The following is a 23,726-nucleotide window of genomic DNA, read 5'->3' as shown; positions in this document are numbered from 1 at the left end:
TCATACGTGCTATTCGTCCGTTGGGCACGCTGAAGGAATACTTGAAAGCGCAAGCTCCGGGGTATCCCCCTAAAATGGGAGAGTTGCCCCTGGGTGGTCCGCACCTGTCCGATCGACACGAGGAACTAATGAGCCCCGCAAACGAACCCCGCATGTCCAAAGCCGAGCGCACGGCGGAGGCCCGCGAGAAAGCCCGCCAGATCCGTGAAGCAAAGCTGAAGAAGGACAAGCGGAACAAGCTGCTGATTGGCTGGGGCATCGTTGCCGCGGTGGTTGCCATCCTTGCCGTTGTGGCCCTTGTCGTCAGCACGAGCCTGCAGAACAACGCGCCGGTGGCGGACCAGGGCCCCACCCCGGCCAATGGAAACGTGCACGGCGGGGTGACCCTGCTCAAGGGCACCGAGGTTGCCAAGTCCGAGCCCGCGACCGTAAACGTGGCAGACCTGCCGGACGCGCCTGCGTCGGCACCTGCCACTATCACGGCGCCCGGTGCGGATGCTGAGGCGGGCAAGCCGGTCAAGGTGGTCCTCTACATCGACTTCATCTGCCCTGCCTGCAAGAACTTCGAGGCGCAGTTCAACGACACGCTTACGTCTCTCCGCAACGAAGGCAAGGTCACCGTGGAGTACCGGGCCCTGGGCTTCCTGGACAGCCGCTCCACCACGAATTACTCCTCCCGTGCAGCGAACGCTGCTGCCTGTGTTGTGAATGAATCCCCGGAGAAATACGCGGAGTTTGTGGACACCCTGTTCGCCAACCAGCCGGCCGAAGGCGGCGCCGGGCTTTCCGACGACGAGCTGAAGAAGCTGGCCACGGACATCGGTGCCAAGAGCATCGACACCTGCGTCGAGGAAAAGCGGTACCGTCCGTGGGTGAAGTACACCACCCAGGAAGCCGAGGCCATTGGTGTCGCCGGCACGCCGACCGTCCTGGTGGACGGCAAGCAGTGGGGCAAGGGCGACAGCGCTCAGACCGAATTCCCGGCCTTCGTCGACGCGGCCATCAAGGCCAAGGCTTAGTCTTCCGCACAAGCCTTATCAGCGGCGGCCCGCCACCCGGATTTTGTTCGGGTGGCGGGCCGCCGCCGTTTTTACCTGCGGGCAGTCCGTGGGCTAATCTTGTTTAGCGCCGTATGGCGTCCACCCTGACGGGTGTGCCTCCTTAGCTCAGTTGGCCAGAGCACCGCTCTTGTAAAGCGGGGGTCGTCGGTTCGAATCCGACAGGGGGCTCCATTTACCCCTCCGTTCCGGCGCTTTGGCCGGACCGGAAGGGTTTTTCGTGTCTGCTGACGGGGCGCTACACGCTTACGGCACACGGAGCCCTTGTGCGAAGTCCAGCATGCTCTGCGTCGACAGGCCGAGTCGCTCCAGGGTGGTGATGACGAGGTGGGTCGCCAGCCTTGAGAGCGCCCGGGAAGGCCTGACCTTGCCGATCCGTCAACTGCGAACGGGTCGAGACCCGCGCGTATCCGATCAGCTTCGCCACGCCGCCCAGGTGTCTCATAACCAATGGTTAGTAACGCAGTTCAACCGCCCGGTTTCGATCCATAGTTATGAGAATCGTGGTCCCGCCGTCCGACGCCATTCAACAGCGTGCTCAACGGCGACCAGCGAAGCGTGTCGTATCTCAAGCGTTTCAAGACAGCCGACAGGAGCATACAACTGAAACGTCTGCCGGTGCGGCCGCGTTCTGCACCATTAAGGGATCAGCTGAGGCCGGCGCGCGGGGTAGTTACGGGTCTTCGGCGGGGCCGCGGTGCCCAGTGGTGTCCTGCTGGCTTCGTTGCCATCACCGGCTCCCGTGATTACGACGGGACCGGCTGTGGTCGCCACCAGCCAAGTGACTGTCATCGGCTGGTCTATTCGTCGACGGCAGTAACACCCGTGATCTGCTCCAGGGCATGGACACCGGCGGCGAGCCCGTTTTCGGCGCGGATTGCGGCTCCCACCTCATCGGCACGGGAGGCGTAAGAGTCGGTGTGGACGAGGTCGCCGAGACGGTCGGTCAGGCCTGTGCCGAGATGCCTGGCCGGGAGCGGGGCGGGTCCGACGCCGAGCGCATGGACGCGCGCCCCCCAGAATGGCTGGTCCCCAAGGAACGGTACGACCAGCGTCGGCCGACGCGCCCGTATGCCGGCCGCCGTCGAGCCCGCACCGCCGTGGTGTACAACTGCCGCGACACGCGGGAAGAGCCATTCATGGGGTGCGCCCTCCAGGACCAGGACGTCGTCGGACCCGGCCTCGCCGGGCGTGATGCCGCCCCACCCGGTCGCGATGATTCCGCGTAGACCATGAACCCGCAGCGCGGCCAGGACGGCGTCCCGGCGCTCGTTCGCTCCCTTGCCGAAGCCCATGGAGCCGAACCCGACATAGACCGGAGGCTCGCCCGCCGCGAGGAAGTCCACCAGTTGCGCGGGCAGCTCCCGGTCATCGTCGTCGTCGCTGCGATCCAGAAACCAGTAGCCGGTGACGTGGGCCGAAGGCGGGTAGTCGTCGGGGATAGGCAGAACGTGCCTGCTGTACGGATACAGGACGTGGACCGGGCTGCCGTCCGGATTCCTGAGCGGATCGGCGAGACGGCGGACGCGACTTAGACCGACCTCGCGTCGGAAGTCGTTGATCATGCCGCCGTATATGGCCCCACCCATCCGGCGGAGCACGTAGGAGGCGCGGTTTCCCAATGCGCCGAAGGAGGCGCCGCCGAAGAACGGCATGGCGTGCGCACGCGTCGGGGTAAAGAACGGCAACGGGAGGGAAAGCACGCCGGGAACTCCCAGCGCCTCGGCGATGTGCGGCCCGGCAAGACACTTGGCGTGGTACATGACGACGTCGGGGCGCGCCGCCTGGGCGGCAGCCCAGCACTCCGCGTTCAGCTCGCGCATCGCGGAGGTCATGATCCCCAGTGTTCGCAATGCATCCCGGGGACCGCTCAGCTCGGGCATGACCTCCTGAACAAGGCGCAGCATCGTGGAGCCGGCGGGCTGGTGTGTGATGGTCCCGGGACCGGCGTGTGGCACCAGATCTGCGAACCCCTCAGGGACAGCGAGGGTGACGTCGTGCCCCGCGCGGGCAAGCGCACCGGCGAGGGCGGCGTAGGGCTGAATGTCGCCGCGGGTCCCGAACGACATGATCAAGACATGCATAGCAGGCTCCTCTGGACGGGCTCCTTGGCCGCCCAGAGGCGGGGCGGCATCGCCGCCGACCAGGCTTCCCGGCACACCATTTGGGATGTTACACCCTCAATTGCGATGAGCCGGACATGTTGGGCCTTACTGCCCGGTTGGCACAGGCCGTATGACTTGGTCCATGTCCTGAGACACCTTTCGCCGGGATCCCGGTGGTGGGCGGCTTCCTGGACTGGCTCATGAACACTTTGTGCTCAACCGTCCTCGGACTCGCCTGGGGCCTCGTCATCATGGCTATAGTGGGCCCGCTGCTAAAAGTGCTGCCGTTCGGCTAAAAGGCGGGCACGAGGAGGGCGACGTCCGCGCCGCAATCGCCTACTATCGACCGACGAAACATAAGTCCATCCGCCTCTTTGCTCGTACCCACCGGCGCTTTCGTTGGTCAGCCGATGATGGGACGTTCTTCGGGTAGCTGGAACAGTCTGGGGCGGAGGGAGAGCGCCAGTGCGGTGCTTACTGTGATTGTTCCTATCCGCCCGAGGAACATAAGGACAATTAGCACCAGTTGGGCATTTACGGGAAGACCTGCGGTGATGCCGGTACTAAGGCCGACTGTTCCGAAGGCGGAGGTCACTTCGAAAAGTGCCTTGTCCAGGCTGTGGTCCGTGAAAGTGAGTAGCAGGAGTGTTCCGATAATGACTGCGGCAACACCAAGCAGGGCGACCGAGAGGGCTTGGCGCTGCACCGGTGAGGAGATACTCCGGTGGCCGATGTTGACCTGTTCGTTGCCCCGGATCTCGTTCCAGATGGCGTAGCCGAGGACGAGGAAGGTCGCGATTTTGATGCCGCCGGCTGTGCCTGCGCTGCCGCCGCCGATGAACATGAGGATGTCCGTCACGAGCAAGGTTTCGGATGCTGCCACACCGTAGTCGATGCTGTTGAATCCTGCTGTTCTGGGGAACACCCCGCCGGCCAACGAGGCCAGTAATTTTCCCTCTGCGGAGAAGCCGCCGAGGGTCTCCTGTCGGTTCCATTCAAAGGCGGCGAACAGGACTGTTCCGAGGGCCAGCAGGGCGATGGTCCCGTAGATGGTCAGGCGGGTGTGCACGGTCCAGGACCTGAATCTGAATCCCTGGCGTCTAAGTTCGATAAAGACCGGGAACCCCAGGCCGCCGGCGATAAGGGCCAGACAAATGGGGACGATGATCCACGGGTCCTGCGCGAAGCCGATGAGGCTGTCGCCGTAGAGGGCAAAACCTGCGTTGTTGAAGGCGGAGATCGCGTGGAAGACGCCGTGCCATAAGGCAGCGAGGGGGTCACTCTGGTAGGCAATCCAGAATCTGCCGGTGAGGAGGATGGCGGTGGCGCCTTCGAAGAGGAGCATGATCCGGGCCACCCGGAAAAGCACATCCCGCACGTCGCCCAGGTTGAGGGTATGGGTCTCTGTCTGGGCGACGAGTTGTCCTTGGAGTCCGATCTTTTTGCGGAGCATCAGGGCCAGGAGCGTTCCGAGGGACATGATGCCGAATCCGCCGACCTGGATGAGTCCGAGGATGACGGTGTGGCCAAAGGGTGTCCAGAACGTAGGGGTGTCCACGGTGATCAGGCCCGTCACGCACACCGCTGATACGGAGGTGAAGAGGGCAGGCATGAATTCTTCACTGCTTTGGTCGGTGCGGGCAGCGGGGAGCATCAGCAGAATCGTGCCGACTGCAATGGTGCACAGGTAGGCCAGCGGAACAAGGCGTACCGGGTGGAGCACCAGCCGTGTCAGGAACCCTACCCAACGAGCGGTCACTGGGTGGTTAGCCCACTTCAGGACCGGGTTATTGGAGGTACGCTGCAACACAATTCGACGCTACCTTCGGCCGAATCCATCTGAGCCGGGATTGGCGTAAGGGCTGCGTAAAGATTCGTCGTGGTCGGGCAGAATGGGTGGATGAACCGGGGCAGAAGCATGGGGAGCGTGGGTTTCGGCGGGCTGGGCCCGGCTCGTACTTTGTCCGGTTTCATTCTTGCTCTTGTCTTGCCCGTGGGAATGACTTTCCTGCTTGCTCCGTTCGATGAGCTGAACTTGGCCACGCATGCTTTGGCGCGTCTGTGTGCGGTGATAGTGGTGGCTTTCGTTGGAGGTCTCTGGCCGGCGGTGCTCGCTGCGGTCCTGGATGCTTTGTTCCTGAACTATTTCGTGACCCAGCCGATTGGGACCCTTACGGTCAATGATCCGCAGGACGTTTTCGTGCTGCTGGTCTATTTGGGCGTCGGAATTGCAGTTGCTTTGGTTGTGGGGCTCTCTGCCCGCCGCTCCCGTGCCGCCGCGCTCTCCAGCGCCGAGGCCGCGACGCTGAGTGAGTTGGCGCGTACTTCGTTGGCGGGGGACCAAAGTTCAGAGGAGTTCCTCGATCAGCTGCGCGAGGAGTTCCAGCTTGACGGGGTCAGCGTCTTTGAAGGTGTGGATGACGGGCCGTGGCGGCTACGCGCTTCGTCAGGGAAGGACGCCCCGCAGGTTCCAGAGGATGCCGATGTCATTGACAGACCGCGCCCCGGGTTAGTTGTCGGGTTGAAGCAGCCCGCGCCGGCCGGTGGTGACCGGCGTCTGTTGAGCGCGTACGAGGCACACCTTGCCGCACTGCTCGAGCGTGAAAAGCTCATCCTTCATCTACGGGACTCGATCAAACTTATCGAAGGCAACCGGGTGAAGACGTCCATCCTGCGCGCCGTTTCCCATGATCTGCGCACCCCGCTGTCCGGGATCGAACTCGCCCTGACGGCCTTGCGCCGTCAGCGGTCCAAGACCAGTGCACAGCAGCAGGAAGAAATGCTTGACGTGGTTCAAAGCTCTACGGACCGGTTGAAGGGACTCGTAGGGAACCTGCTGGATATGTCGCGGATCTCCAGTGAGAGCGTTCAGGTCCTGCACGAGCCTGTCACGTGGCTCGATGTCGTCCAGGAAGCGCTGGCCGGGGTACCTGATGGGACGGTCCGTGTGGACCTTGCTCCAAACCTGCCACCAATGGATGCGGACCGAGGGCTACTTGAACGGGCCCTGGCTAACATCGTAGAGAACGCGGTGAAGTACGCTCCGGGAACAGACATTCTGGTCCAGGCCACGGCCGGCAGCGGCGTGCAGGTCGGGCCGGACGGCCGTGCCTTTGGTGAGCTGCGCGTTGTGGATCATGGCGGAGGGGTGCCCGCTGGCCGGGTTGTGGCGATGTTCCAGCCTTTCCAGCGGCTCGATGATGCTTCCGCCGATGCCGGTATCGGCTTGGGACTGGCGGTAGCCAAGGGATTCGTAGAGGCGATGGAGGGCCAGCTTCTGGCAGAGGAGACCCCGGGCGGCGGACTCACCATGGCAATCAGACTGCCTCTCTACATGGGGTCCGCCGAACTCAAGGACATCGAATGAAAAGCGTCCTTGTCGTCGACGACGAACCCCAGCTCGTGCGCGCCCTTCAAATCAATCTCGAGGCAGAAGGCTATACCGTCACCACTGCCGCCGACGGCGCCAAAGCGCTGCGCTCTGCCGCCTCGCACCCCCCGGACGTGCTCGTGCTCGACCTCGGTTTGCCGGACATGGACGGCACTGAGGTCATCCGGAGGCTGCGCGCTTGGACAGAGCTGCCCATCATCGTGCTCTCCGCCCGCCATGGCTCCTCGGACAAAGTCGACGCCCTCGACGCCGGGGCCGATGACTACGTCACGAAGCCTTTCGGCCTGGACGAGCTCCTGGCCAGACTCCGAGCTGTCGAAAGGCGCTCCTGGCCCGTTCGGGAGGGCGCGACTGTGGAAGCAGGCGATCTGCAGATCGACTTGATGGCTGCTACCGTTTCCCGTGCCGGACAACGGATCCGGCTCACCCCGCGTGAATGGGGAGTGCTGCAGCTACTCGTTGAAAACCGGGGCAGGCTCATCTCCCAACAACAAATCCTCAACGACGTGTGGGGGCCGGCATATGAAAAGGAAACCCACTACCTGCGCATCTACATAGGGCAGCTCAGGCGCAAGCTCGAGGAGGACCCGGCGAAGCCCCGGCATCTGATGACAGAACCCGGATTGGGCTACCGCTTCGAAATATAGCCCGGGACAGGGCTTGCTCTTACCACCGAGCAGCAATAAAAGCCCGGCAACTCGGCGAGCTCAGTGTCTCGAAACCATTCCGTCTCAAAACACTAGGGTTGTGAGACGGCCAATGTCTAGTTGGCGCACCTTCCCGGGCATCTAATCGGACGAGGTATTCGGCATGCCAGCCCCAGCAGCGTCACAGAAAGCCTCGAGGTGCCAGCACGCCCAGTGATCGACGGGCTTTCGGGCGGACTTCGGCTACCGGCGTCCCGAGGGCGGGCACAGCGCCAGGTACGTCGGGCTAGCATCAATGGATGGTGCGGATCGTCCATTACACGCCGGAATACCGGGAAGAGGTGCTCGCGCTTTCCCTAAGAGCATGGGAACCGGTGTTTCCGTTGGATCGCGATACGGTGCCTGGCTTTGTCTACGAGGCCTTCTACCCAATGGGGTGGGAGGAACGTCAGTACCGCGACCTGGCAGCTGTTCTTGATGGTGAGCCGGAGACCGTAGCGATCGCTCTTGAGGGGAACCAGCTGGTGGGTTGGGTATGTAGCCGGCTGCACCCGGAGGACAGCATGAGCGAGGTGTATGTTCTCGCCGTGGATCCCGTTCACCAGCGGAAGGGAGTTGGCAGAGCCCTCATGGATCATTCTTTCGACGCAGGGCGAAAGGCCGGCATGAGCATGGTGCTTGTAGAGACCGGCGATGATCCTGGCCATGCACCTGCCCGGCGGGCATATGAAGCCGCTGGATTCGTGCGATGGCCTGTAGCACGCTACTTCAAGAACCTTGCCGATTGAAGACAATACGCCCAAGTAACTTGCGGCGACGGCGGCTGGCCCGAGAGAGGGTGCTAAGGCCCTTCGTAGCGCGCCTTGGCTCACCCTTGGTGGATGCTTGTCATAATTGTTGGACCATTTCCGACACACTTAGGCAGGTGGTGGACAGGTATAGGGTATGAGTCATTTATCGGGGGCCCCTGACAGGGCCGGCGCCTTCCGGTCGCTATACGAATCCTCATACGCCGACCTGCTGAAGTTCGTTCAGCGCCGTACGGATTCAGCAAATGCTGAGGACATGGTCGCTGAGGCATTTCTTGTCGTCTGGAGGCGCTTCTCCGAGGCACCGGCGCAAGCGAGTGATGCCCGGGCCTGGGTTTTCGGAATCACTCGGAATCTGATGTTGAACGCTCAGCGTGGAGAACAGCGACGTCAAGCGCTGGGCGTGCGGCTCGCTGAAACAATACCCGATGATTTCGGCACCTCTCATGCTGATCTGGTCAGTAGTCGCATCGATTTAGGCCGTGCCTGGATGCTTCTTTCTGAAGTCCATCAAGAAGCCCTGGGACTCGCCGTCTTTGAGGACCTGGCCGCGCCGCAGGCTGCCAAAGTCTTAGGAATCTCACCCGTGGCTTTCCGGTTGAGATTGACCCGCGCCAGACGGGCCTTGCGGCTCCTCCTTGACCACCTCCCTCATCATGCTTCCGATCTTTCGGCGGCATCACCTGAAAAGGCGCCAACGCTATGAAAAGTGATCAGAACCTCGACACACTTCTGCGCTCTATGGACGCAGCAGAGAAATGTTCACCGCCGAACCCTGCACGGGCGCAAGCCGACCTGAACCGCATACTCAGCTCCCAGGCAGTATCCACTTCCTCCAACAGCAAATTGGGGGTCGGCCGCGGGCCGGCCAAACCCAAGGCCAACCGCCGACGACGGGTGATCACGCTTGGAGGCCTGGCAGCAGCAGTAACGGCCGGGTTACTCATCATGCCGGCACTCTCAGGAGAAGGTGACCCGGCTTTCGCCACCTGGACAGCAGCACCCGGGACCCTCATCGGCTCAGAACGTGACAACGCCGTCTCAGACTGCCGCAGGTCAACACAACGCGTAGGCAGCGGAATGTACACGACCGAACTTTCAGCAGCGGAAGTAGCCATTGCTGAGCGGCGGGGAGCCTGGGTGACTGTCATCCTCACCGGCCCGGACGGTTTTGAGGCGTCATGCACCACGGACGCCACGGCGCCCTGGTACCACAAGGGAACGTTCGGCTCCGTCGGACAACCCGGGATGGCGGCACTGCCGGCACGAGGCATCGCCGCCACCCAACTCGGAACTGGAACAAACAACGACAAGCCGCTCTCGATCGCGTCAGGCCGCGTGGGAGCCGATGTTGCAGCAATTTCCTACACCAACTCTGCCGGCACAGAGGTGATCGCAACCGTAGCGAAAGGTCATTTCGCTTTCTGGCTACCGGGCAACGAACTGCAAAATGCTTCGGATCACGGAGTGCCCGTTCACATGACCTACAGAGATGGCTCCACTGAAACCCAGCTACTCAACTTCCCATCAAGTAGTGGGAAATCGTCCCTTGGATAGTTCCCCAATTTTCGGGAGGGCAACTGCGAGGCCCACAACGGACGGCATACGCGCATGCGAAAATGACCGCATGACCCACGAACAGCGCGAAACCGCACCCCCGGAACCACAAATGGGCCTCGACCCCGCATTCGAAGCGGCCTATGAAGCGGCGCAAAAGAGTCTCAGTGAAGGCGGTATCCCCATCGGAGCAGCGCTTGCCCGTGAGGGCGTGGTCATCGCGAGCGGACACAACAAACGGGTCCAACACGGCGATCCGATCGCGCACGGCGAAATGTCCGCACTTCGCGCAGCTGGCCGGCAGAAGAGCTACCGGGACACCACGCTGTATACCACTCTCGCTCCGTGCGCCATGTGCACCGGGACCATCATCCAGTTCAAAATCCCCCGTGTGGTGGTGGGTGAAGCCCGTACGTTCGACGGCGAGTTCGAGCTTCTGCGGTCACGTGGCGTTGAGGTGGTGGTCCTGGACGACCAGCGCTGCGTGGACATGATGCGCATGTTCCAGGAGGAAAACCCGGACCTCTGGGCAGAGGACATCGCCGAGTAGGGGACGAACCCGCCCTTCGGGACTCGTCGCCCGCATCTCCTTCAAGCACTGGCGGCCAGCCCATCGGGTGCGGTGTCAGGATGGAAGGCACGAACTGCACGGGGATGACAGCGACGGCGGCACTCCGCTGTTGCTCCTGCACGGCGGGCTCTTCGACATCGAGCAGCAGTTCGGGGCGCTGATCCCGAGCCTGTCGGCCGGGCGCCACCGCGCCCGTTGGCTGGGCCGATCTCCCCTGAAACGGCCGGTTTTGGCCAGGCCCTCAACCGGCGTCGATCTCTTCCAGCAGGTCCTTGGCCGCCTTGAGGATGTCGTCGTGGTCGTACTGCGCTGCCCGGCTTTCCAGCGAGATGACGGCGCACCGGTGGACCTTTTTAAGGTCGCCGAAGGGGAAACTGATGCTGCCTTTGGTGCCCTCCGACTGTTCGCGGTCAATGCCCAGATGCCACTTTGAGAACTCGTCAAAGCCGTGCTTGTCAATGAACGAATTCTCCTCGTCCGTGGAGGGTGCGTGCTCACTCCAGTCATCGCGGATGTCCCGCTCGACCTTTCCCTTTTTTACGAGCGCGCGTGCATGATCCAATGCTTTGCGGTTGAGCTTGGTGGCCATGGTGTGCCTCCTGGGGATGCGGGTGCCAATCTCATGTTCAGGCTAAGACGGACGGCGCCGGGCCGCCAGCCCCGGGCCGCCCCGGCTTAACCGTGCAGAGACGCCACCGAAACGTGCCCACAACACGGGGCGCCTACGTTTGCACCATGACCACGACGCACGTCCCGGCCAGAGAGCTGCTGGGAAGACTCCGCCGCACCCTGGCCGAAGCCCTGTCCCCGGGTCATTTTCCCGGCCCGGCGGAGGAGGCCACGGATGCCCTGCGGCAGGTCACCCGCTGGGCCTGGCTGCCCGCCTTGAGCGGGGTCGCCGTAGCCGCGGAACATGCTCGCGGAGCCCACGAAACAGCCGCCGGTCGCGCGGCAGATCAGCCGGAATAGCGCCGGTGCTGTCGCGTTGGCCACAGTAGTCTTCACTTTGCCGCTTTATGACCTAAACTGCTTCACTGAGGTGCCTGAAATGGCGCTGCGCAGCAACGAAAGTGAACCACGATATGGCTACCGATTACGACGCCCCACGCAAGACAGAAGAAGAGACTCCCTCCGAATCGCTGGAGGCCCTTCAGGCGTCCCGCGGCGGCGGCGCGCAGACCGCTGTAATCGACGTCGATGAGAACGACACCGCCGAGGGCATCGACCTTCCGGGCGCAGATCTTTCGGGCGAGGAACTCACGGTCATTGTCGTTCCCGAGCAGTCCGACGAATTCACCTGCTCCTCCTGCTTCCTGGTCCGCCACCGCTCCCAGGTTGCACGCGAAAAGAACGGCATGAAGTACTGCCGCGACTGCGAAGGCTGACACAGCCCCAGGCGCGCCCCCTTACCTTTTGCAAGGCGATGCGAGACGCCGGCCGCCCCACAGGGAAGCCTGCGTCTCGCTTTTTTGTGCCCACCCGCAAAATACGGCAGATATCGGCCGTTATGAGCGGTAACGGACATATGGAGGAACGGCCACGAACGTCTTTCGGTGCCCTCAAAAAGAGCCTCCGAATTACAGTCCCGTAATCGGTTTCGGAGGCGACTAACGGTTGCGCTCCGAACCGGACACATCCCTCGTTTCGGGCTATTGGCGCTCCTACGCTGGAGCTATCCAATCACTCACTCGAAAGGGGTGGCCAAATGAAAAAACTAAGCGCCTGGCTCACAGCCATGGTGATGGCTGTCGGGCTGGGCCTTCTGGCTCCGGGGTCTGCCTCCGCAGCCTCATATTGCGGACTCGTCTGGGGCTCGTTGGCAAAGTCCAACCAGGCCATGAGCGCCGCATCGGTAACCAATGTGCGGACGGGGCAGCATTACTGCTTCGACCGCCTGGTGATCGATCTCAAAGGAAAAGCAGGCGGCTACAACGTCCGTTATGTCTCCCAAGTCGCCCAGGACGGTTCCGGACTTCCCATCAAGCTGAGGGGAGGCGCGTTCCTGCAGGTCACGGCCCACTCTCCGAGCTACGACAACGATACGGGCAAGGCCACCTTCACTCCGGCCAACAGGTCAGAGGTGACCAACGTTTCCAAGTACCAGACGTTCAGGCAACTGGCCTGGGCAGGCAGCTTCGAGGGTTACACCACCCTCGGACTCGGTGTCCGCGCACGGCTGCCGTTCAAGGTGTTCGCTCTTGACGGCCCGGGCTCGGGATCCAGGCTTGTCATTGATGTCGCCCATCACTGGTGACACGGCGTCGTCCAGACGATGAAGTCCTGACCACCTTCCGCAGGTAAGCACCTTCCAACGCAAAAGCCCCGCCTCCGGGACAGTGAACCAGTTCACGGCCGGGAGGCGGGGCTTTCGCTTTGTGTGTTTGGGCGGGGCCAGGCAGGCTGCTAGTCCGGCAGCACCAGGGCGGGAGTGTCCCGGCGGATGGTCTCGCCGCGGAAGAACCCTGGCCGGAGCCGTGACATGACCAGCATGAAGATAACTCCCATGGCGAGGATGCCGACGCCGAGCACAAACACCAGGCCCACACCGAAGAACTCCGAGCCGCTGCCGAATTCCGGCGCCCAGCTGTCCGCGGCCGTCTGCAGGAACACCACCAGGAGCCCCAGGCCGCCCAGCAGCGGGCAGAGCAGCCTCAGCATGAAGTTCCGGAAGCTGCTGAACACGCTGTTGCGGAAGTACCAGACGCACGCGAACGCAGTCAGTCCGTAGTAGAAGCAGATCATCAGACCCAGGGCGAGGATGGTGTCATTGAGGACGTTCTCGCTGACCACATGCATCACGGCATAGAACCCGGCTGAGAGGACACCGGCGGCCACGGTGGCGAAGCCCGGCGTCGCGAACTTCTTGCTCAGGCGGCTGAACGGCTCCGGCAGGGCGCCATAGTGCGCCATCGCCAGAAGGCTGCGTGAGGGGGACGTGAACGTGGACTGGAGCGAGGCCGCCGAGCTGGAGAGGACCGCCAGCGACATGAGGATGGCGAGGGGGCCCATGATGGGGGAGGCCAGCGCGGTGAAGATGTTTGCATGGTTTTCCTCGTTGTTCAGGCCGATGCCCGTGTCCCCGACGCCGGCGAACATCATCGTCGCGATGGTGATCAGCAGGTAAATGCCAAGGACGACGACGGCGGTCACCGTGCCTGCGAGGCCGGCGGTTTTCTTGCCGTTGGCGGTTTCCTCGTTCACCGTGAGGCAGACGTCCCAGCCCCAGTAGACAAAGATGGACAGCGAGATGCCGGCGGCGAGCTGGCCGAACGTCTCGATCTTGGTCACGTCGAACCAATCCCAGCTGAAGGGGATGGAGGTTTCGGACGCGGACCAGTTGGCGAAGGCCAGGGCCACGAAGAGGCCCAGTACCAGCAGCTGGAAGCCCACGAGCCCGTACTGCACAATCTTTGTGGTGTGCAGCCCGCGGTAGCTCACCCAGACCGCCAGCGCCACGAAGACGAAGCAGGTCGCCACGTTGAGCGGCTTGTTGGCGGCGAGATCAGCCAGTTCCGGTGCACCCGTCAGCTGTGCGATGAACAGGTAGAAGAAGTCCACTGCCACTGCGGCCAGGTTGGACAGCACGATGATGTTGGCGGCGAGCAAACCCCAGCCGCCCATCCAGCCGACCCACGGGCCGAAGGCCTTGGTCACCCAGGTGAAGGTGGTGCCGCTGTCCGGTGAATCGGCGTTCAGCTCCCGGTAGGCCAGGGACACCAGGATCATCGGGATGAAGCCGATGAGGAAGATGACCGGAAGCTGCAGCCCTGCCTCGGCAACCGTGGGGCCGAGCGCGCTGGTCAGCGTGTACGCAGGCGCGATGGTGGAAATGCCAATGACGACGACGGCGAGCAGGCCCAGCTGCCCGCCCTGCAGTCCCTTCCCGGTAATGCCGTGGGAGGTGCCGGTGGCAGGTGCGGCCGTGCGGGTGGTTTGGCTCATGACTGTCCCTTTCTGGCAGGCAGTCCGTTCCGGAACCCGGCGGGCTGCTGCTGGGTGATGCAGTGGATTCCCCCGCCGCGGACGAAGAGTTCGCGGGCGTCGATGCCCACCACCCGCCGTCCGGGATAGGCGTCGGCGAGGATGCGGAGGGCCTTCTCATCGTTGGCGTCGGAGAAGGTGCAGGCGATGACGCCGCCGTTGACCACCACGTGGTTGATGTAGCTGTAGTCCACGAAGCCCTCCCCGTCGGTGAGGGCAGTGGGGGCCGGAACCTCGATAATGCTCCACTCGCGGCCGGCCGCGTCCCGGGTGGTGGACAGGAAGCTGATGACCTCGCGGCTGACCGCATAGTCGGGGTGCTCCGGATTCTGCTGCGAATGGACCAGGAGAACACCCGGTGACGGGATGGCGGCCACGATGTCCACGTGCCCGCGGGTACCGTAGCGCTCCGAATCGCGGGTCAGGCCGCGGGGGAGCCAGATCACGTGGCTGGCGCCGATGGTCCTGGCCAGCTCCGCTTCAACATCTGCCTTGGTGAGCCCGGGATTGCGGCCCGGATCCAGCTGCACGGTTTCGGTGACCAGCACCGTGCCCTCGCCGTCCACCTGAATGCCGCCGCCTTCGTTGACCAGCCCGGACACCAGGTGGTGGGCGCCGGTCCGCCCGGCCACCTCGGCCGCGATGAGCGAGTCCTTGTCCCATTGCGCCCAGTCCTGGGCGCCCCAGCCGTTGAAGACCCAGTCCACGGCACCCAGCTGGCCGCTGCCGTCCAGGACGAACGTGGGACCGATGTCCCGCATCCAGGCGTCATTCAACTCTGCCGGAAGCACCTCGACGGCGGGCGACAGATAGCGCGCGGCTGTCTCGACGTCGTCGGGCGCCACCACCACGGTGACCGGCTCAAATTCGACGGCGGCGTTCGCGACGGCGGCCCAGACCGACCGTGCCGCGTATGCCTCCTCGGCGGTCCCGCCCAGCGTGTAGCCGCCGGTGGGGAACGCCATCCAGAGGCGTTCCTGGGGCGCCGTCTCGGCGGGCATGCGCCACGTGCTCATGCTGTCACCTCTGCGGGAACGTAGTCGCTGGTTGAGTCGGCCGAAACCGTGCCGAACGGTTCGTCATGCCGCACGGGTTCGGTCAGCCGTGCGTAGGTGTCCGGGCGGCGGGTGGTCAGGAACGGGAAGAGGGTGAGCCAGTCGCGGCGCTGGTCCAGGTCCAGATCCGCCACGAGGACGGCCGATTCGTCCCGCGGCGCCTGGGCTAGGATGCGGCCGTAGGGATCGGAGATGAACGAGGACCCGTAGAAGTTGAGGCTGCCCTCCCGGCCCCAGCGGTTGGGGACCACCATGAACAGCCCGTTGGCGATGCCGTTGCCCACGATGACCTGCTGCCACAGGGGCTGCGTGTCGAACTCCGGGAACAGCGGCTCTGAACCGATCGCCGTCGGATACACCAGCAGCTCGGCGCCGCCGAGCGAATACATCCGTGCCAGCTCCGGAAACCACTCGTCCCAGCAGGTGGGCATGCCGAGGCGTGCGCCGCCAAGTTCAGCAGGGGCGTGGACCTCGTAGGCGTCTTCCGCCGCCGGGCCCTGCCGGAAGAAGCGGTCCTCGTAGTAACCGGCGGTGACGGGGATGTGCAGCTTGTGGGTGCGCGCCAGCAGCTCGCCCGAGGGGGAGACGAGGATGGACGTGTTCATGCCCAGGCCGTCGTCGCTGCCGTCAGGGGCGTCCGCCCGCTGGTAGAGCGAGGCGTGCACACAGATGCCGTGCCGGCGGGCTGCGTCCGCGGCGAAGCGGAAGGTGGGGCCGGTGAGCAGGTCCTCGGCCGCGTCCGACGGGCGGGGGCGGACGCGTCCAGGCAGGGACAGGTCGTTCTCGGGAACCTCGTCGGCCGGGTAGCGGGAGAGCGTGAGTTCGGGAAGGAAGACGACGGTGGCGCCGAGGCGGGCCGCCCGTTCGATGCCGTCGTTCAGTTCGGCACGAAGGGCCGCAATGCTGCTGTGCCAGCGGTGCTGGACGACGCCGATCCGCAGCGCGGGACGCACAGACGGCGCTGTCCGGGCGAGGGAGGCGGGCGAAGCGAGGCAGGTGATTTCAATCATGATGATGACTACTCCAGTGAGACGACCGTCACTAAATGAATGACGTTCATTTAGTATGCACGGCGCGAGGCGTGCTGACAAGGGGTTATTGAGGACTATTCATTTATGACCGGGATAGTAAGTAAGCTGATGGTGAAATCCCCGCTTTCCACCTGCCGCCCCTGACCCGGGCTGCGGTAGCGTCGGGGCTACTGGACCCACTCGAGGAGGACGAATGAAAGCTTCACCGACCCTGACCAACAACATGCAGGCCGTCCTGGCGGACCTGATTGAACTGCACATCCAGGGCAAGCAGGCGCACTGGAACATCGTGGGGACCAACTTCCGGGACCTTCACCTGCAGCTGGACGAGATCGTCAACGCCGCACGGGCCTTCGCTGACGACATGGCCGAGCGGATGCGCGCCCTCCACGCCCTTCCGGACGGCCGCAGCGAGACTGTGGCAAAGTCCACGAGCCTGGCCAAGTTCCCCGAAGGCCTCATCAACACCAAGGATGCGATCGACAGGATCGTTGCCGCGCTGGAAGCCGCTGTCGGCACCATGCGCAAGGTCCATGACGAGGTGGATGAAGAGGACCCCACCACAGCTGACCTGCTGCACGCCTTCATTGAGAAGCTGGAGCAGTACGCCTGGATGGTGGGCGCCGAAAACATGAAGGCCTCGGCGGGCGTCACCCGGCCCGACAGCAAGTAGCGCCCGCGCCAGGCCGGCGGCAGGAGCCGCCTGGCAGGACCACGCAAAACAGCCCCGGAGCCGCTCCGGGGCTGTTTGCGTGCCGTGCCGCTTAGCTGGCCCTCGGCACCCGGCGGAGTACGACGGCGGAAAGGACTGCCGCTGCTGCCATCAGCACCAGCGCAATGGCAGCGGTAATGTGCACGCCCGAGTCAAAGGCCAGGCGGGCTGCCGCTGCGAGGGCCTCGGACAGCGGGGCGGGCAGGGTCTCGGCCAGCTCCATCGCTCCGGCGAGCGTTTCCCTGGCCCGGTCGGCGGACTCGCCCGGTGCCGCCTCGGCCACGGCATGCGGCAGGGCGAACTGGCCTTGGTACGAAGCTGTCAGGATCGAACCCAGCACGGCCGTTCCCAGCAGCGATCCCACCTCGTAGCCCGTTTCGGAAATGGCCGCCGCCGCCCCGGACCTGGCCGGGGGCACCGTGCCCAGGATCAGGTCGTTGGAGATGGTCTCCGCGGCCCCGACCCCCAGGGCAAGCAGGAGCAGCGCCCCAAGCAGCAGGGATGGCCCGGCCGAGTGGTCGCCAAGGGTCACCAGGCAATAGCCCGCCGCGCTCAATGACAGGCCGCCGGCCACCACGAACCCGGGCCGGATCCTCCGCACCAGCGGCACTACGAGAAGGCCGGCCACCACTGTGGCCCCCAGTGCCGGGAGCATGGCCGTCCCCGAGGCCGAGGGGGACATACCCTCGAGCAATTGCAGGTGCTGGGCCAGGAACAGGATGAAGCCGTTGAAGGAGAACAGCGCCAGGACATTGGCGGTGATTGCCGTGCTGAACACCCGGTTCCGAAACAGGGACAGGTCCAGCAGGGGAGACGCCAGCCGGTGCTGGCGCCGCACAAAGGCCCAGCCCATGAGCGTGCCGAAAGCGATGACGGCAAGCGGCAACACCCCGGGGCCTTCTGTGGCCAGTTCCTTGATGCCGTAAACCACCGGCACCATGGTCAGCATGGAGAGCAGGATGCTGGGCGCATCCACCCGGCCAGGGTTCGGATCCCTGGACTCCGGAATGAAGAAGGGGCCGAAGACCAGCAGTGGCAGCATGATCGGCACCGCCACCAGAAGCACCGCGCCCCACCAGAAGTGCTCCACGAGCCAGCCGCCGAAGATCGGTCCAAGGGCCGCACCACCGGAGAAGCCTGCCGCCCAGATTGCGACGGCCAGGCGGCGCCGGTTGGGCTCCGGGAAGATATTGCGGATCAGCGACAGCGTGGACGGCATCAGCATGGCGCCAAAAAGGCCCAGGGCGGCACGTCCGGCGATCAGCCATTCGGCAGAGGGGGCATACGCTGTGGTGGCCGAGACGGCGGCAAATCCCGTGGTGCCGATCAGCAGCAGCCGGCGGCGCCCGATCCTGTCGCCCAGGCTTCCCATGGCCACCAGTAGTCCCGCCAGGACGAGGGCGTAGGCATCCACGATCCACAGCAGCTGGACGCCGGAGGGGTCCAGGCTGCGCGTTATCGCCGGGAGGGCGAACGTCAGGGCCGTATTGTCCACGGCCACAAGCAGGACCGGGAACATCAGCAGGCCAAGGGCAAGCCAGTCACGCATCCCGCCGTTGGCGGGAGACGGCTGCCTACCTGCTGTGCCGGCGGCTGGTTTGAGGGACTCGATGGCTGCGGACTTGGTCATGGTTATAACTATACCGTCCAGACGGTACAGTTATAAACACCCCTGCCGAACAGGCATGATTGAAGCCATGCCCAGAAAACCAGTAGCGCGCGGTGCTGTCCTCGACGCCTTCGAATCGCTCCTCATCGAAGTCGGGGAGCGGGCAGCCACCCTGGACGCCGTCGCCGGGCGTGCAGGTGTCTCCAAGGGCGGGCTGCTCTACCACTTCCCCAACAAGGAAGCCCTGATCGGCGTCCTGCTGGACCGACTGGAGGAATATGCCGAGGCGGATGCCCGGGCAATGGCTGCGGCTCCTGAAGGCGCCGCAGCGTACTTCATCAAGTCCTCGGTGTGGGCAGATACACCGCTGGACCGCGCGATCGTGGCAGCAACCCGACTGGCGGAAGTCGCCCATGAGGAGACCCGGCGCCGGTTCGCCCACATCCAGCAGCGCTGGCTCGACGAGATCGCCAAGGACGTGGGCCCGGGCCTGGCCAAGGCGGTTCTCTACATGGGCGACGGGCTGTACTTCAACGCGATGCTGTCGATCGGTCCGGCCGCGACCGCTGCCGAGACGGCCGCCGACGTCGAGAGCCTGCTGGCCGCGCTCGAACGGCTGCGGGGCTAGCGGGTGGTGGTCAGACAGTTTGCAGACTCGCTCCGGACATAGGACAATAACCCTTGTGGCTGTTGTCACCGCTAACTGAATAAGCCTTTGATCTGCGGCGGGAGAGTCCTGCAAGTAGGTACAAGCAGGCGCCGTAGGAGCAAATCCTCCCCAGGAATCTCTCAGGCCCATGTACCGCCGCGGCAAGGCAACTCTGGAAAGTAGCAGGCTCCCCTGGAGTCCCGGGATCACCCGGATCATCAGGGCGTGCGTTGCTCACCGACGGTGCAAGCGGGGTTGTGCGCGACGCACGGCTTACGCGGAATCTCTCAGGTCCAATACAGAGCGGGGAGGAACCCGAATCACTGTGGCGCACCCAGCGCCGCCTTAGTTATGGAGTTCCTTTGACCGTACATTCAGCCTCCGCCTCCTTCGTAGACCGGCATATCGGAGCCCGCCGAGAAGCCGACGTCGACGCCATGCTCAGGACTGTCGGCTTCGACACCATTGATGCGATGGTTGATACCGCCGTTCCCAAGGACATCCGGCAGGACTCTGCTCTGGAACTCTCTGCTGCGCTGAGCGAGGTCGAGGCGCTCGCCGAACTCCGCAAGCTGGCCGCCAAGAACAAGACCGCCGTGCAGATGATCGGCCAGGGCTACTACGACACCGTGACGCCGCCGGTGATCCGCCGCAACGTCCTTGAATCCCCGGCCTGGTACACCGCCTACACGCCGTACCAGCCCGAGATCTCGCAGGGCCGCCTTGAGGCGCTGCTGAACTTCCAGACCATGGTCCAGGACCTCGTTGGCCTGCCGATCGCCAACGCCTCGCTGCTGGATGAAGCAACGGCCGTGGCTGAAGCCGTGCTGCTGATGCGCCGGGCCAACAAGAACAAGCAGGCCCACGACGGCAAGACTGTCCTGGATGCCGACTGCCTGCCGCAGACCATTGCCATCGTCAAGGGCCGCGCCGAGGCGCTTGGATTTGAAGTCGAGGTTGCAGACCTGTCCAAGGGACTTCCCGACGGCGACATCAACGGTGTCGTGCTCCAGCAGCCCGGCGTCTCCGGCCGCGTGTTCGACCACTCCGGCATCATTGCCGCCGCGAAGGAACGTGGCGCCCTGGTCACGGTTTCAGCTGATCTGCTGGCGCTGACCCTCATCACCCCTCCCGGGGAGCAGGGCGCGGACATCGCCGTCGGCTCCGCGCAGCGCCTGGGTGTGCCGCTGTTCTACGGCGGACCCCACGCCGCCTACATGGCAGTGCAGAAGGGCCTTGAGCGCTCCCTGCCCGGCCGCCTGGTGGGTGTCTCCAAGGACTCTGCCGGAGTGCCCGCATACCGCCTCGCGCTGCAGACCCGCGAGCAGCACATCCGCCGTGAAAAGGCGACCTCCAACATCTGCACGGCACAGGCTCTGCTGGCCATCGTCGCGTCGATGTACGCCGTCTACCACGGACCCGAGGGCCTGAAGGCAATCGCCGAGACCGCGCACAGCCACGCCACGGTTCTTGCGGCCTCACTCAAAGCGGCAGGGCTGGATGTCCTGCACACCAGCTTCTTCGATACCGTGACCGTGTCCGTTCCGGGCAAGGCCGCCGGCATCATCGCCGCAGCCGAAGAGAAGGGCATCAACCTCCGGGTGATCGACGCCGACACCGTCGGCATCTCCACCGATGAAACAACGACGCCGGCCATCGTGGCGGACGTTCTTGCCGCCTTCGGCGCCGAGGCAGTGGGTGCCTCGGGCAGCTTTGCTCTTGATGCCGCCGTCGAACGTTCCTCCTCGTACCTGCAGCATCCGGTGTTCAACACGCACCGCTCCGAGACGCAGCTGCTGCGCTACATCCGCAGGCTTTCGGACCGTGACCTGGCGCTGGACCGCACCATGATCCCGCTGGGTTCATGCACCATGAAGCTGAATGCGACGGCGGAGATGGAAGCGATCTCGTGGCCGGAATTCGCCTCGATCCACCCCTTCGCACCGGATTCGCAGACCGAGGGCTGGCGTGAGCTGATCGCGGACCTGGAGGCGCAGCTGACCGAGATCACCGGCTATGACCAGGTTTCGATCCAGCCCAACGCCGGGTCACAGGGTGAGCTCGCGGGCCTCCTGGCGATCCGCGGCTACCACCGTTCCCGCGGGGAGGGGCAGCGGAACATCTGCCTGATCCCGGCCTCGGCCCACGGCACGAATGCCGCCTCGGCTGTGCTGGCGGGCATGAAGGTCGTCGTGGTGGCCACCGCCGCCGACGGCACGATCGACCACGCGGACCTGTACGCCAAGATCGACGCCCACAAGGACGCTCTGTCCTGCATCATGATCACCTATCCCTCCACCCATGGGGTGTACGACGCCGACGTCCGCGAGGTCTGCGACGCCGTGCACGCGGCCGGCGGCCAGGTCTACATCGACGGCGCGAACCTCAACGCCCTGGTCGGGCTGGCCCAACCAGGCAAGTTCGGCGGGGACGTGTCCCACCTTAACCTGCACAAGACCTTCTGCATCCCGCACGGCGGTGGAGGACCCGGCGTCGGACCCGTCGCGGCGAAGGCCCACCTGGCCCCGTTCATGCCCGGCAACGCCGCGTCCTGGACCGAGGGCGATGACGTGCCGATCTCGGCTTCGCGCTTCGGCTCAGCCGGTGTCCTGCCGATCTCGTGGGCATACGTGAAGCTCATGGGCGGAGACGGCCTGACCGAGGCCACGAAGTCTGCACTGCTCGCCGCCAACTATGTGGCCGCGCAGCTCAACGAGTTCTTCCCGGTGCTGTACACCGGCGAGGGCGGCCTCGTGGCGCACGAGTGCATCCTGGACCTGCGCGAGCTCACGGCCAAGACCGGTGTCACGGCCGAGGACGTGGCCAAACGCCTGATCGACTACGGCTTCCACGCCCCCACCCTGGCCTTCCCCGTGGCCGGCACCCTGATGGTGGAGCCGACCGAGTCCGAGGACCTGGCCGAGATCGACCGGTTCATCGAGGCGATGATCTCCATCCGCCACGAGATTGACCAGGTGGCCAACGGTGACTTCACCGTGGAGAACAGCCCGCTGCGCAACGCCCCGCACACAGCGGCCGCGGCCATCAGCTCCGGCTGGGACCGCGCCTACCCCCGTGAACAGGCCGTGTTCCCCGTGCACTCCCTCAAGCAGGACAAGTACTTCCCGCCCGTCGGCCGGATCGACGGCGCCCTGGGCGACCGCAACCTGATCTGCTCCTGCCCACCTCTCGAAGCCTTCGAGGAAAACACAGAATCTTTCGAAAACTGATTTCGGCTGCCCCGGTGGTTGAGCCTGGCGAGACGCTGGATCTCGACAGGCTCGACCGCCGGACCTGAAAGGACTTTCCCATGCCTGAGAAATACACCGCCCTTTACGAAGAGCACAAGAAACTCGGCGCCTCCTTCACCGACTTCGGTGGCTGGCAGATGCCGCTCAAATACAGCTCTGAGCTGGCCGAACACCACGCAGTCCGCAAGGCCGCGGGCATCTTTGACCTCTCCCACATGGGCGAAGTCTGGGTGACCGGGCCCGATGCAGCTGCCTTCCTCGACTATGCCCTCGTCGGCAGGATTTCGGCGATGGCCGTCGGCAAAGCCAAGTACTCGCTGATCTGCAACGAGGACGGCGGCATCATCGACGACCTCATCATCTACAGACGCCCGGCGGCCGCGGATGCCGCACAAGGCAGCACCGACAGGTTCCTGGTGGTGCCCAACGCCGGCAATGCCAAGGTGGTGGCCGAGGCCCTGGCCGACAGGGCCGCCAACTTTGACGTCACCGTGAATGACGTCTCCACCGAGGTCTCGCTGATCGCCGTCCAGGGACCCAAGGCGGAGGAAATCCTCCTCCGCCTGGTTCCCGCCGCACAGCACGGGCTCGTCACCGGCCTGAAGTACTACGCCGCCGTCGAGGTCCCGTTCCTGGTCTCCGGCGCCGGGCAGGAACTGCTGCTGGCCCGCACCGGCTACACCGGGGAGGACGGCTTCGAGATCTTCGTGGACAACGACGACGCCGCGGCCCTCTGGCAGGCGATCGTCGCCATTGCGGACGAAGGGGAGCTGACGCCTGCCGGTCTGGCTTCCCGCGATTCGCTCCGCCTTGAAGCGGGCATGCCGCTGTACGGCAACGAGCTGTCCCTGGAAGGCGACCCGTTCGCGGCCGGCCTGGGGCCCGTCGTCGCGCTGTCCAAGGAGGGCGATTTCGTTGGAAAGGCCGCCCTGGCCGCCAAGAAGGAAGCAGGCGCCGGCTCCACGAGCGGCCGCAGGCTCGTGGGCCTCAAGGGCCTGGGACGCCGCGCCGGACGCGGGCACTACCCGGTCCTCAAGGACGGCACCGTCGTAGGCGAGGTCACCTCCGGCCAGCCCAGCCCGAGCCTGGGGTATCCCGTGGCCATGGCGTACGTCGACGTGGAGTACACCGAGCCCGGCACAGCCCTGGACATCGATCTGCGCGGCAAGAGCGAGCCCTTCGAAGTCGTGGCGCTGCCTTTCTACAAGCGCCAGAAGTAGCCGCGCCGCTGGTTGAGCCTGTCGAAACCGGGGATCTCGACAAGCTCGATCATTTGGGGTTGAGCTTGTTGAAACCCGCC

Annotated in this window: 21 protein-coding genes, 1 tRNA gene, 1 pseudogene and 1 riboswitch; of the genes and pseudogenes, 16 read left to right on the top strand and 7 right to left on the bottom strand. The window is 64.5% G+C overall.

Annotated features, from left to right (window positions below; genetic code table 11):
* Positions 1-128 precede the first annotated feature (128 nt).
* Together AC6CH3_RS14385 and AC6CH3_RS14380 are read left to right on the top strand one after the other, a co-directional pair.
* Entirely contained in the window at positions 129-1,019 is an 891-nt protein-coding gene (locus AC6CH3_RS14385) for a DsbA family protein (RefSeq protein WP_498133087.1), read from the top strand.
* A gap of 136 nt (positions 1,020-1,155) precedes the next feature.
* Positions 1,156-1,232, top strand: a tRNA-Thr gene (locus AC6CH3_RS14380).
* A 626-nt stretch (positions 1,233-1,858) separates the two neighbouring features.
* Here AC6CH3_RS14380 and AC6CH3_RS14375 read toward each other — a convergent pair.
* Positions 1,859-3,142, bottom strand: coding sequence for a glycosyltransferase (locus AC6CH3_RS14375; protein WP_498133086.1), 1,284 nt, complete (start codon positions 3,140-3,142; stop codon positions 1,859-1,861).
* A 135-nt stretch (positions 3,143-3,277) separates the two neighbouring features.
* Between AC6CH3_RS14375 and AC6CH3_RS14370 the strand changes: the two are divergent.
* Positions 3,278-3,596, top strand: a pseudogene (locus AC6CH3_RS14370) (hypothetical protein); the annotation flags it as partial.
* Here AC6CH3_RS14370 and AC6CH3_RS14365 read toward each other — a convergent pair.
* Positions 3,567-4,922 carry a TrkH family potassium uptake protein gene (locus tag AC6CH3_RS14365; protein WP_498133085.1) on the bottom strand — a complete coding sequence of 452 codons (1,356 nt, stop codon included), beginning with the start codon at positions 4,920-4,922 and terminating at the stop codon, positions 3,567-3,569. The pseudogene AC6CH3_RS14370 and the gene AC6CH3_RS14365 sit on opposite strands and share 30 nt — an antisense overlap.
* A gap of 168 nt (positions 4,923-5,090) precedes the next feature.
* On the opposite strand from AC6CH3_RS14365, the gene AC6CH3_RS14360 reads away from it, so the two are divergent.
* The 6 genes from AC6CH3_RS14360 to AC6CH3_RS14335 all read left to right on the top strand — a co-directional run bounded on the left by AC6CH3_RS14360 (position 5,091) and on the right by AC6CH3_RS14335 (position 10,117).
* Positions 5,091-6,530, top strand: coding sequence for a sensor histidine kinase (locus AC6CH3_RS14360; protein ID WP_498133084.1), 1,440 nt, complete (start codon positions 5,091-5,093; stop codon positions 6,528-6,530).
* Complete coding sequence (locus AC6CH3_RS14355; RefSeq protein ID WP_498133083.1) at positions 6,527-7,201, top strand: response regulator; 675 nt, start codon at positions 6,527-6,529, stop codon at positions 7,199-7,201. Before AC6CH3_RS14360 ends, AC6CH3_RS14355 begins: the two co-directional genes overlap by 4 nt.
* 299 nt (positions 7,202-7,500) lie before the next feature.
* Positions 7,501-7,989 (top strand): GNAT family N-acetyltransferase, encoded by a 489-nt coding sequence (locus tag AC6CH3_RS14350; RefSeq protein WP_498133082.1) that lies wholly within the window; start codon positions 7,501-7,503, stop codon positions 7,987-7,989.
* Positions 7,990-8,146: 157 nt separating this feature from the next.
* Positions 8,147-8,716: an RNA polymerase sigma factor gene (locus AC6CH3_RS14345; protein WP_498133081.1), complete on the top strand. Its 570-nt coding sequence runs from the start codon at positions 8,147-8,149 to the stop codon at positions 8,714-8,716.
* Between the two features lie 434 nt (positions 8,717-9,150).
* Positions 9,151-9,567: a hypothetical protein gene (locus AC6CH3_RS14340; RefSeq protein ID WP_498133080.1), complete on the top strand. Its 417-nt coding sequence runs from the start codon at positions 9,151-9,153 to the stop codon at positions 9,565-9,567.
* A gap of 70 nt (positions 9,568-9,637) precedes the next feature.
* Positions 9,638-10,117: a nucleoside deaminase gene (locus tag AC6CH3_RS14335; RefSeq protein ID WP_498133079.1), complete on the top strand. Its 480-nt coding sequence runs from the start codon at positions 9,638-9,640 to the stop codon at positions 10,115-10,117.
* A gap of 262 nt (positions 10,118-10,379) precedes the next feature.
* Here the strand turns inward: AC6CH3_RS14335 and AC6CH3_RS14330 are convergent, their stop codons facing one another.
* The gene (locus tag AC6CH3_RS14330; protein ID WP_498133078.1) at positions 10,380-10,727 is read right to left on the bottom strand and encodes a hypothetical protein; all 348 of its coding nucleotides are present in this window, start codon (positions 10,725-10,727) and stop codon (positions 10,380-10,382) included.
* 146 nt (positions 10,728-10,873) lie between these two features.
* Between AC6CH3_RS14330 and AC6CH3_RS14325 the strand changes: the two genes are divergently transcribed.
* The 3 genes from AC6CH3_RS14325 to AC6CH3_RS14315 all read left to right on the top strand — a co-directional run bounded on the left by AC6CH3_RS14325 (position 10,874) and on the right by AC6CH3_RS14315 (position 12,392).
* Positions 10,874-11,107, top strand: coding sequence for a hypothetical protein (locus AC6CH3_RS14325; RefSeq protein WP_498133077.1), 234 nt, complete (start codon positions 10,874-10,876; stop codon positions 11,105-11,107).
* A 113-nt stretch (positions 11,108-11,220) separates the two neighbouring features.
* Positions 11,221-11,523, top strand: a complete 303-nt coding sequence (locus AC6CH3_RS14320) for a DUF4193 domain-containing protein (protein ID WP_205651383.1) — start codon at positions 11,221-11,223, stop codon at positions 11,521-11,523.
* 320 nt (positions 11,524-11,843) lie between these two features.
* Positions 11,844-12,392: an AMIN-like domain-containing (lipo)protein gene (locus tag AC6CH3_RS14315; RefSeq protein ID WP_498133076.1), complete on the top strand. Its 549-nt coding sequence runs from the start codon at positions 11,844-11,846 to the stop codon at positions 12,390-12,392.
* A gap of 149 nt (positions 12,393-12,541) precedes the next feature.
* On the opposite strand, the gene AC6CH3_RS14310 is transcribed toward AC6CH3_RS14315, so the two are convergent.
* The 3 genes from AC6CH3_RS14310 to AC6CH3_RS14300 are packed head-to-tail and all read right to left on the bottom strand — an operon-like array spanning position 12,542 to position 16,184.
* Positions 12,542-14,080: an APC family permease gene (locus AC6CH3_RS14310; RefSeq protein ID WP_498133075.1), complete on the bottom strand. Its 1,539-nt coding sequence runs from the start codon at positions 14,078-14,080 to the stop codon at positions 12,542-12,544.
* On the bottom strand, positions 14,077-15,135 hold the full coding sequence (locus AC6CH3_RS14305; protein WP_498133074.1) for an agmatine deiminase family protein: 1,059 nt from the start codon (positions 15,133-15,135) through the stop codon (positions 14,077-14,079). The genes AC6CH3_RS14310 and AC6CH3_RS14305 overlap by 4 nt, the downstream gene beginning before the upstream one ends.
* The gene (locus AC6CH3_RS14300; protein ID WP_498133073.1) at positions 15,132-16,184 is read right to left on the bottom strand and encodes a nitrilase-related carbon-nitrogen hydrolase; all 1,053 of its coding nucleotides are present in this window, start codon (positions 16,182-16,184) and stop codon (positions 15,132-15,134) included. The genes AC6CH3_RS14305 and AC6CH3_RS14300 overlap by 4 nt, the downstream gene beginning before the upstream one ends.
* 214 nt (positions 16,185-16,398) lie before the next feature.
* On the opposite strand from AC6CH3_RS14300, the gene AC6CH3_RS14295 reads away from it, so the two are divergent.
* Entirely contained in the window at positions 16,399-16,878 is a 480-nt protein-coding gene (locus AC6CH3_RS14295) for a Dps family protein (RefSeq protein ID WP_400581147.1), read from the top strand.
* A 91-nt stretch (positions 16,879-16,969) separates the two neighbouring features.
* Here the strand turns inward: AC6CH3_RS14295 and AC6CH3_RS14290 are convergent, their stop codons facing one another.
* Positions 16,970-18,547 carry an MFS transporter gene (locus AC6CH3_RS14290; protein ID WP_498133072.1) on the bottom strand — a complete coding sequence of 526 codons (1,578 nt, stop codon included), beginning with the start codon at positions 18,545-18,547 and terminating at the stop codon, positions 16,970-16,972.
* Between the two features lie 67 nt (positions 18,548-18,614).
* Here AC6CH3_RS14290 and AC6CH3_RS14285 point away from each other — a divergent pair, with 67 nt between their 5' ends.
* The 3 genes from AC6CH3_RS14285 to gcvT all read left to right on the top strand — a co-directional run bounded on the left by AC6CH3_RS14285 (position 18,615) and on the right by gcvT (position 23,646).
* Entirely contained in the window at positions 18,615-19,154 is a 540-nt protein-coding gene (locus tag AC6CH3_RS14285) for a TetR/AcrR family transcriptional regulator (RefSeq protein ID WP_498133071.1), read from the top strand.
* 88 nt (positions 19,155-19,242) lie between these two features.
* Positions 19,243-19,341, top strand: a riboswitch (glycine riboswitch).
* A 196-nt stretch (positions 19,342-19,537) separates the two neighbouring features.
* Complete coding sequence (gene gcvP / locus AC6CH3_RS14280) at positions 19,538-22,405, top strand: aminomethyl-transferring glycine dehydrogenase (protein ID WP_498133070.1); 2,868 nt, start codon at positions 19,538-19,540, stop codon at positions 22,403-22,405.
* A gap of 80 nt (positions 22,406-22,485) precedes the next feature.
* Positions 22,486-23,646, top strand: coding sequence for a glycine cleavage system aminomethyltransferase GcvT (gcvT, locus tag AC6CH3_RS14275; protein WP_498133069.1), 1,161 nt, complete (start codon positions 22,486-22,488; stop codon positions 23,644-23,646).
* The last annotated feature ends 80 nt before the right edge of the window (positions 23,647-23,726 follow it).

This window comes from Arthrobacter sp. GQ119 (genome assembly GCF_059759125.1).
Note: the sequence above shows the minus strand (reverse complement) of the source record. Positions and strands in the feature narration are given on the sequence as shown.

Excerpts from the sequence above, each read along its gene's own strand:
- AC6CH3_RS14385 (WP_498133087.1), top strand. The coding sequence starts at position 129 with ATGAGCCCCGCAAACGAACCCCGCATGTCCAAAGCCGAGCGCACGGCG.
- AC6CH3_RS14375 (WP_498133086.1), bottom strand. The coding sequence starts at position 3,142 with ATGCATGTCTTGATCATGTCGTTCGGGACCCGCGGCGACATTCAGCCC.
- AC6CH3_RS14355 (WP_498133083.1), top strand. The coding sequence starts at position 6,527 with ATGAAAAGCGTCCTTGTCGTCGACGACGAACCCCAGCTCGTGCGCGCC.
- AC6CH3_RS14350 (WP_498133082.1), top strand. The coding sequence starts at position 7,501 with ATGGTGCGGATCGTCCATTACACGCCGGAATACCGGGAAGAGGTGCTC.
- AC6CH3_RS14345 (WP_498133081.1), top strand. The coding sequence starts at position 8,147 with ATGAGTCATTTATCGGGGGCCCCTGACAGGGCCGGCGCCTTCCGGTCG.
- AC6CH3_RS14335 (WP_498133079.1), top strand. The coding sequence starts at position 9,638 with ATGACCCACGAACAGCGCGAAACCGCACCCCCGGAACCACAAATGGGC.
- AC6CH3_RS14330 (WP_498133078.1), bottom strand. The coding sequence starts at position 10,727 with ATGGCCACCAAGCTCAACCGCAAAGCATTGGATCATGCACGCGCGCTC.
- AC6CH3_RS14325 (WP_498133077.1), top strand. The coding sequence starts at position 10,874 with ATGACCACGACGCACGTCCCGGCCAGAGAGCTGCTGGGAAGACTCCGC.
- AC6CH3_RS14320 (WP_205651383.1), top strand. The coding sequence starts at position 11,221 with ATGGCTACCGATTACGACGCCCCACGCAAGACAGAAGAAGAGACTCCC.
- AC6CH3_RS14315 (WP_498133076.1), top strand. The coding sequence starts at position 11,844 with ATGAAAAAACTAAGCGCCTGGCTCACAGCCATGGTGATGGCTGTCGGG.
- AC6CH3_RS14310 (WP_498133075.1), bottom strand. The coding sequence starts at position 14,080 with ATGAGCCAAACCACCCGCACGGCCGCACCTGCCACCGGCACCTCCCAC.
- AC6CH3_RS14305 (WP_498133074.1), bottom strand. The coding sequence starts at position 15,135 with ATGAGCACGTGGCGCATGCCCGCCGAGACGGCGCCCCAGGAACGCCTC.
- AC6CH3_RS14300 (WP_498133073.1), bottom strand. The coding sequence starts at position 16,184 with ATGATTGAAATCACCTGCCTCGCTTCGCCCGCCTCCCTCGCCCGGACA.
- AC6CH3_RS14295 (WP_400581147.1), top strand. The coding sequence starts at position 16,399 with ATGAAAGCTTCACCGACCCTGACCAACAACATGCAGGCCGTCCTGGCG.
- AC6CH3_RS14290 (WP_498133072.1), bottom strand. The coding sequence starts at position 18,547 with ATGACCAAGTCCGCAGCCATCGAGTCCCTCAAACCAGCCGCCGGCACA.
- AC6CH3_RS14285 (WP_498133071.1), top strand. The coding sequence starts at position 18,615 with ATGCCCAGAAAACCAGTAGCGCGCGGTGCTGTCCTCGACGCCTTCGAA.
- gcvT (WP_498133069.1), top strand. The coding sequence starts at position 22,486 with ATGCCTGAGAAATACACCGCCCTTTACGAAGAGCACAAGAAACTCGGC.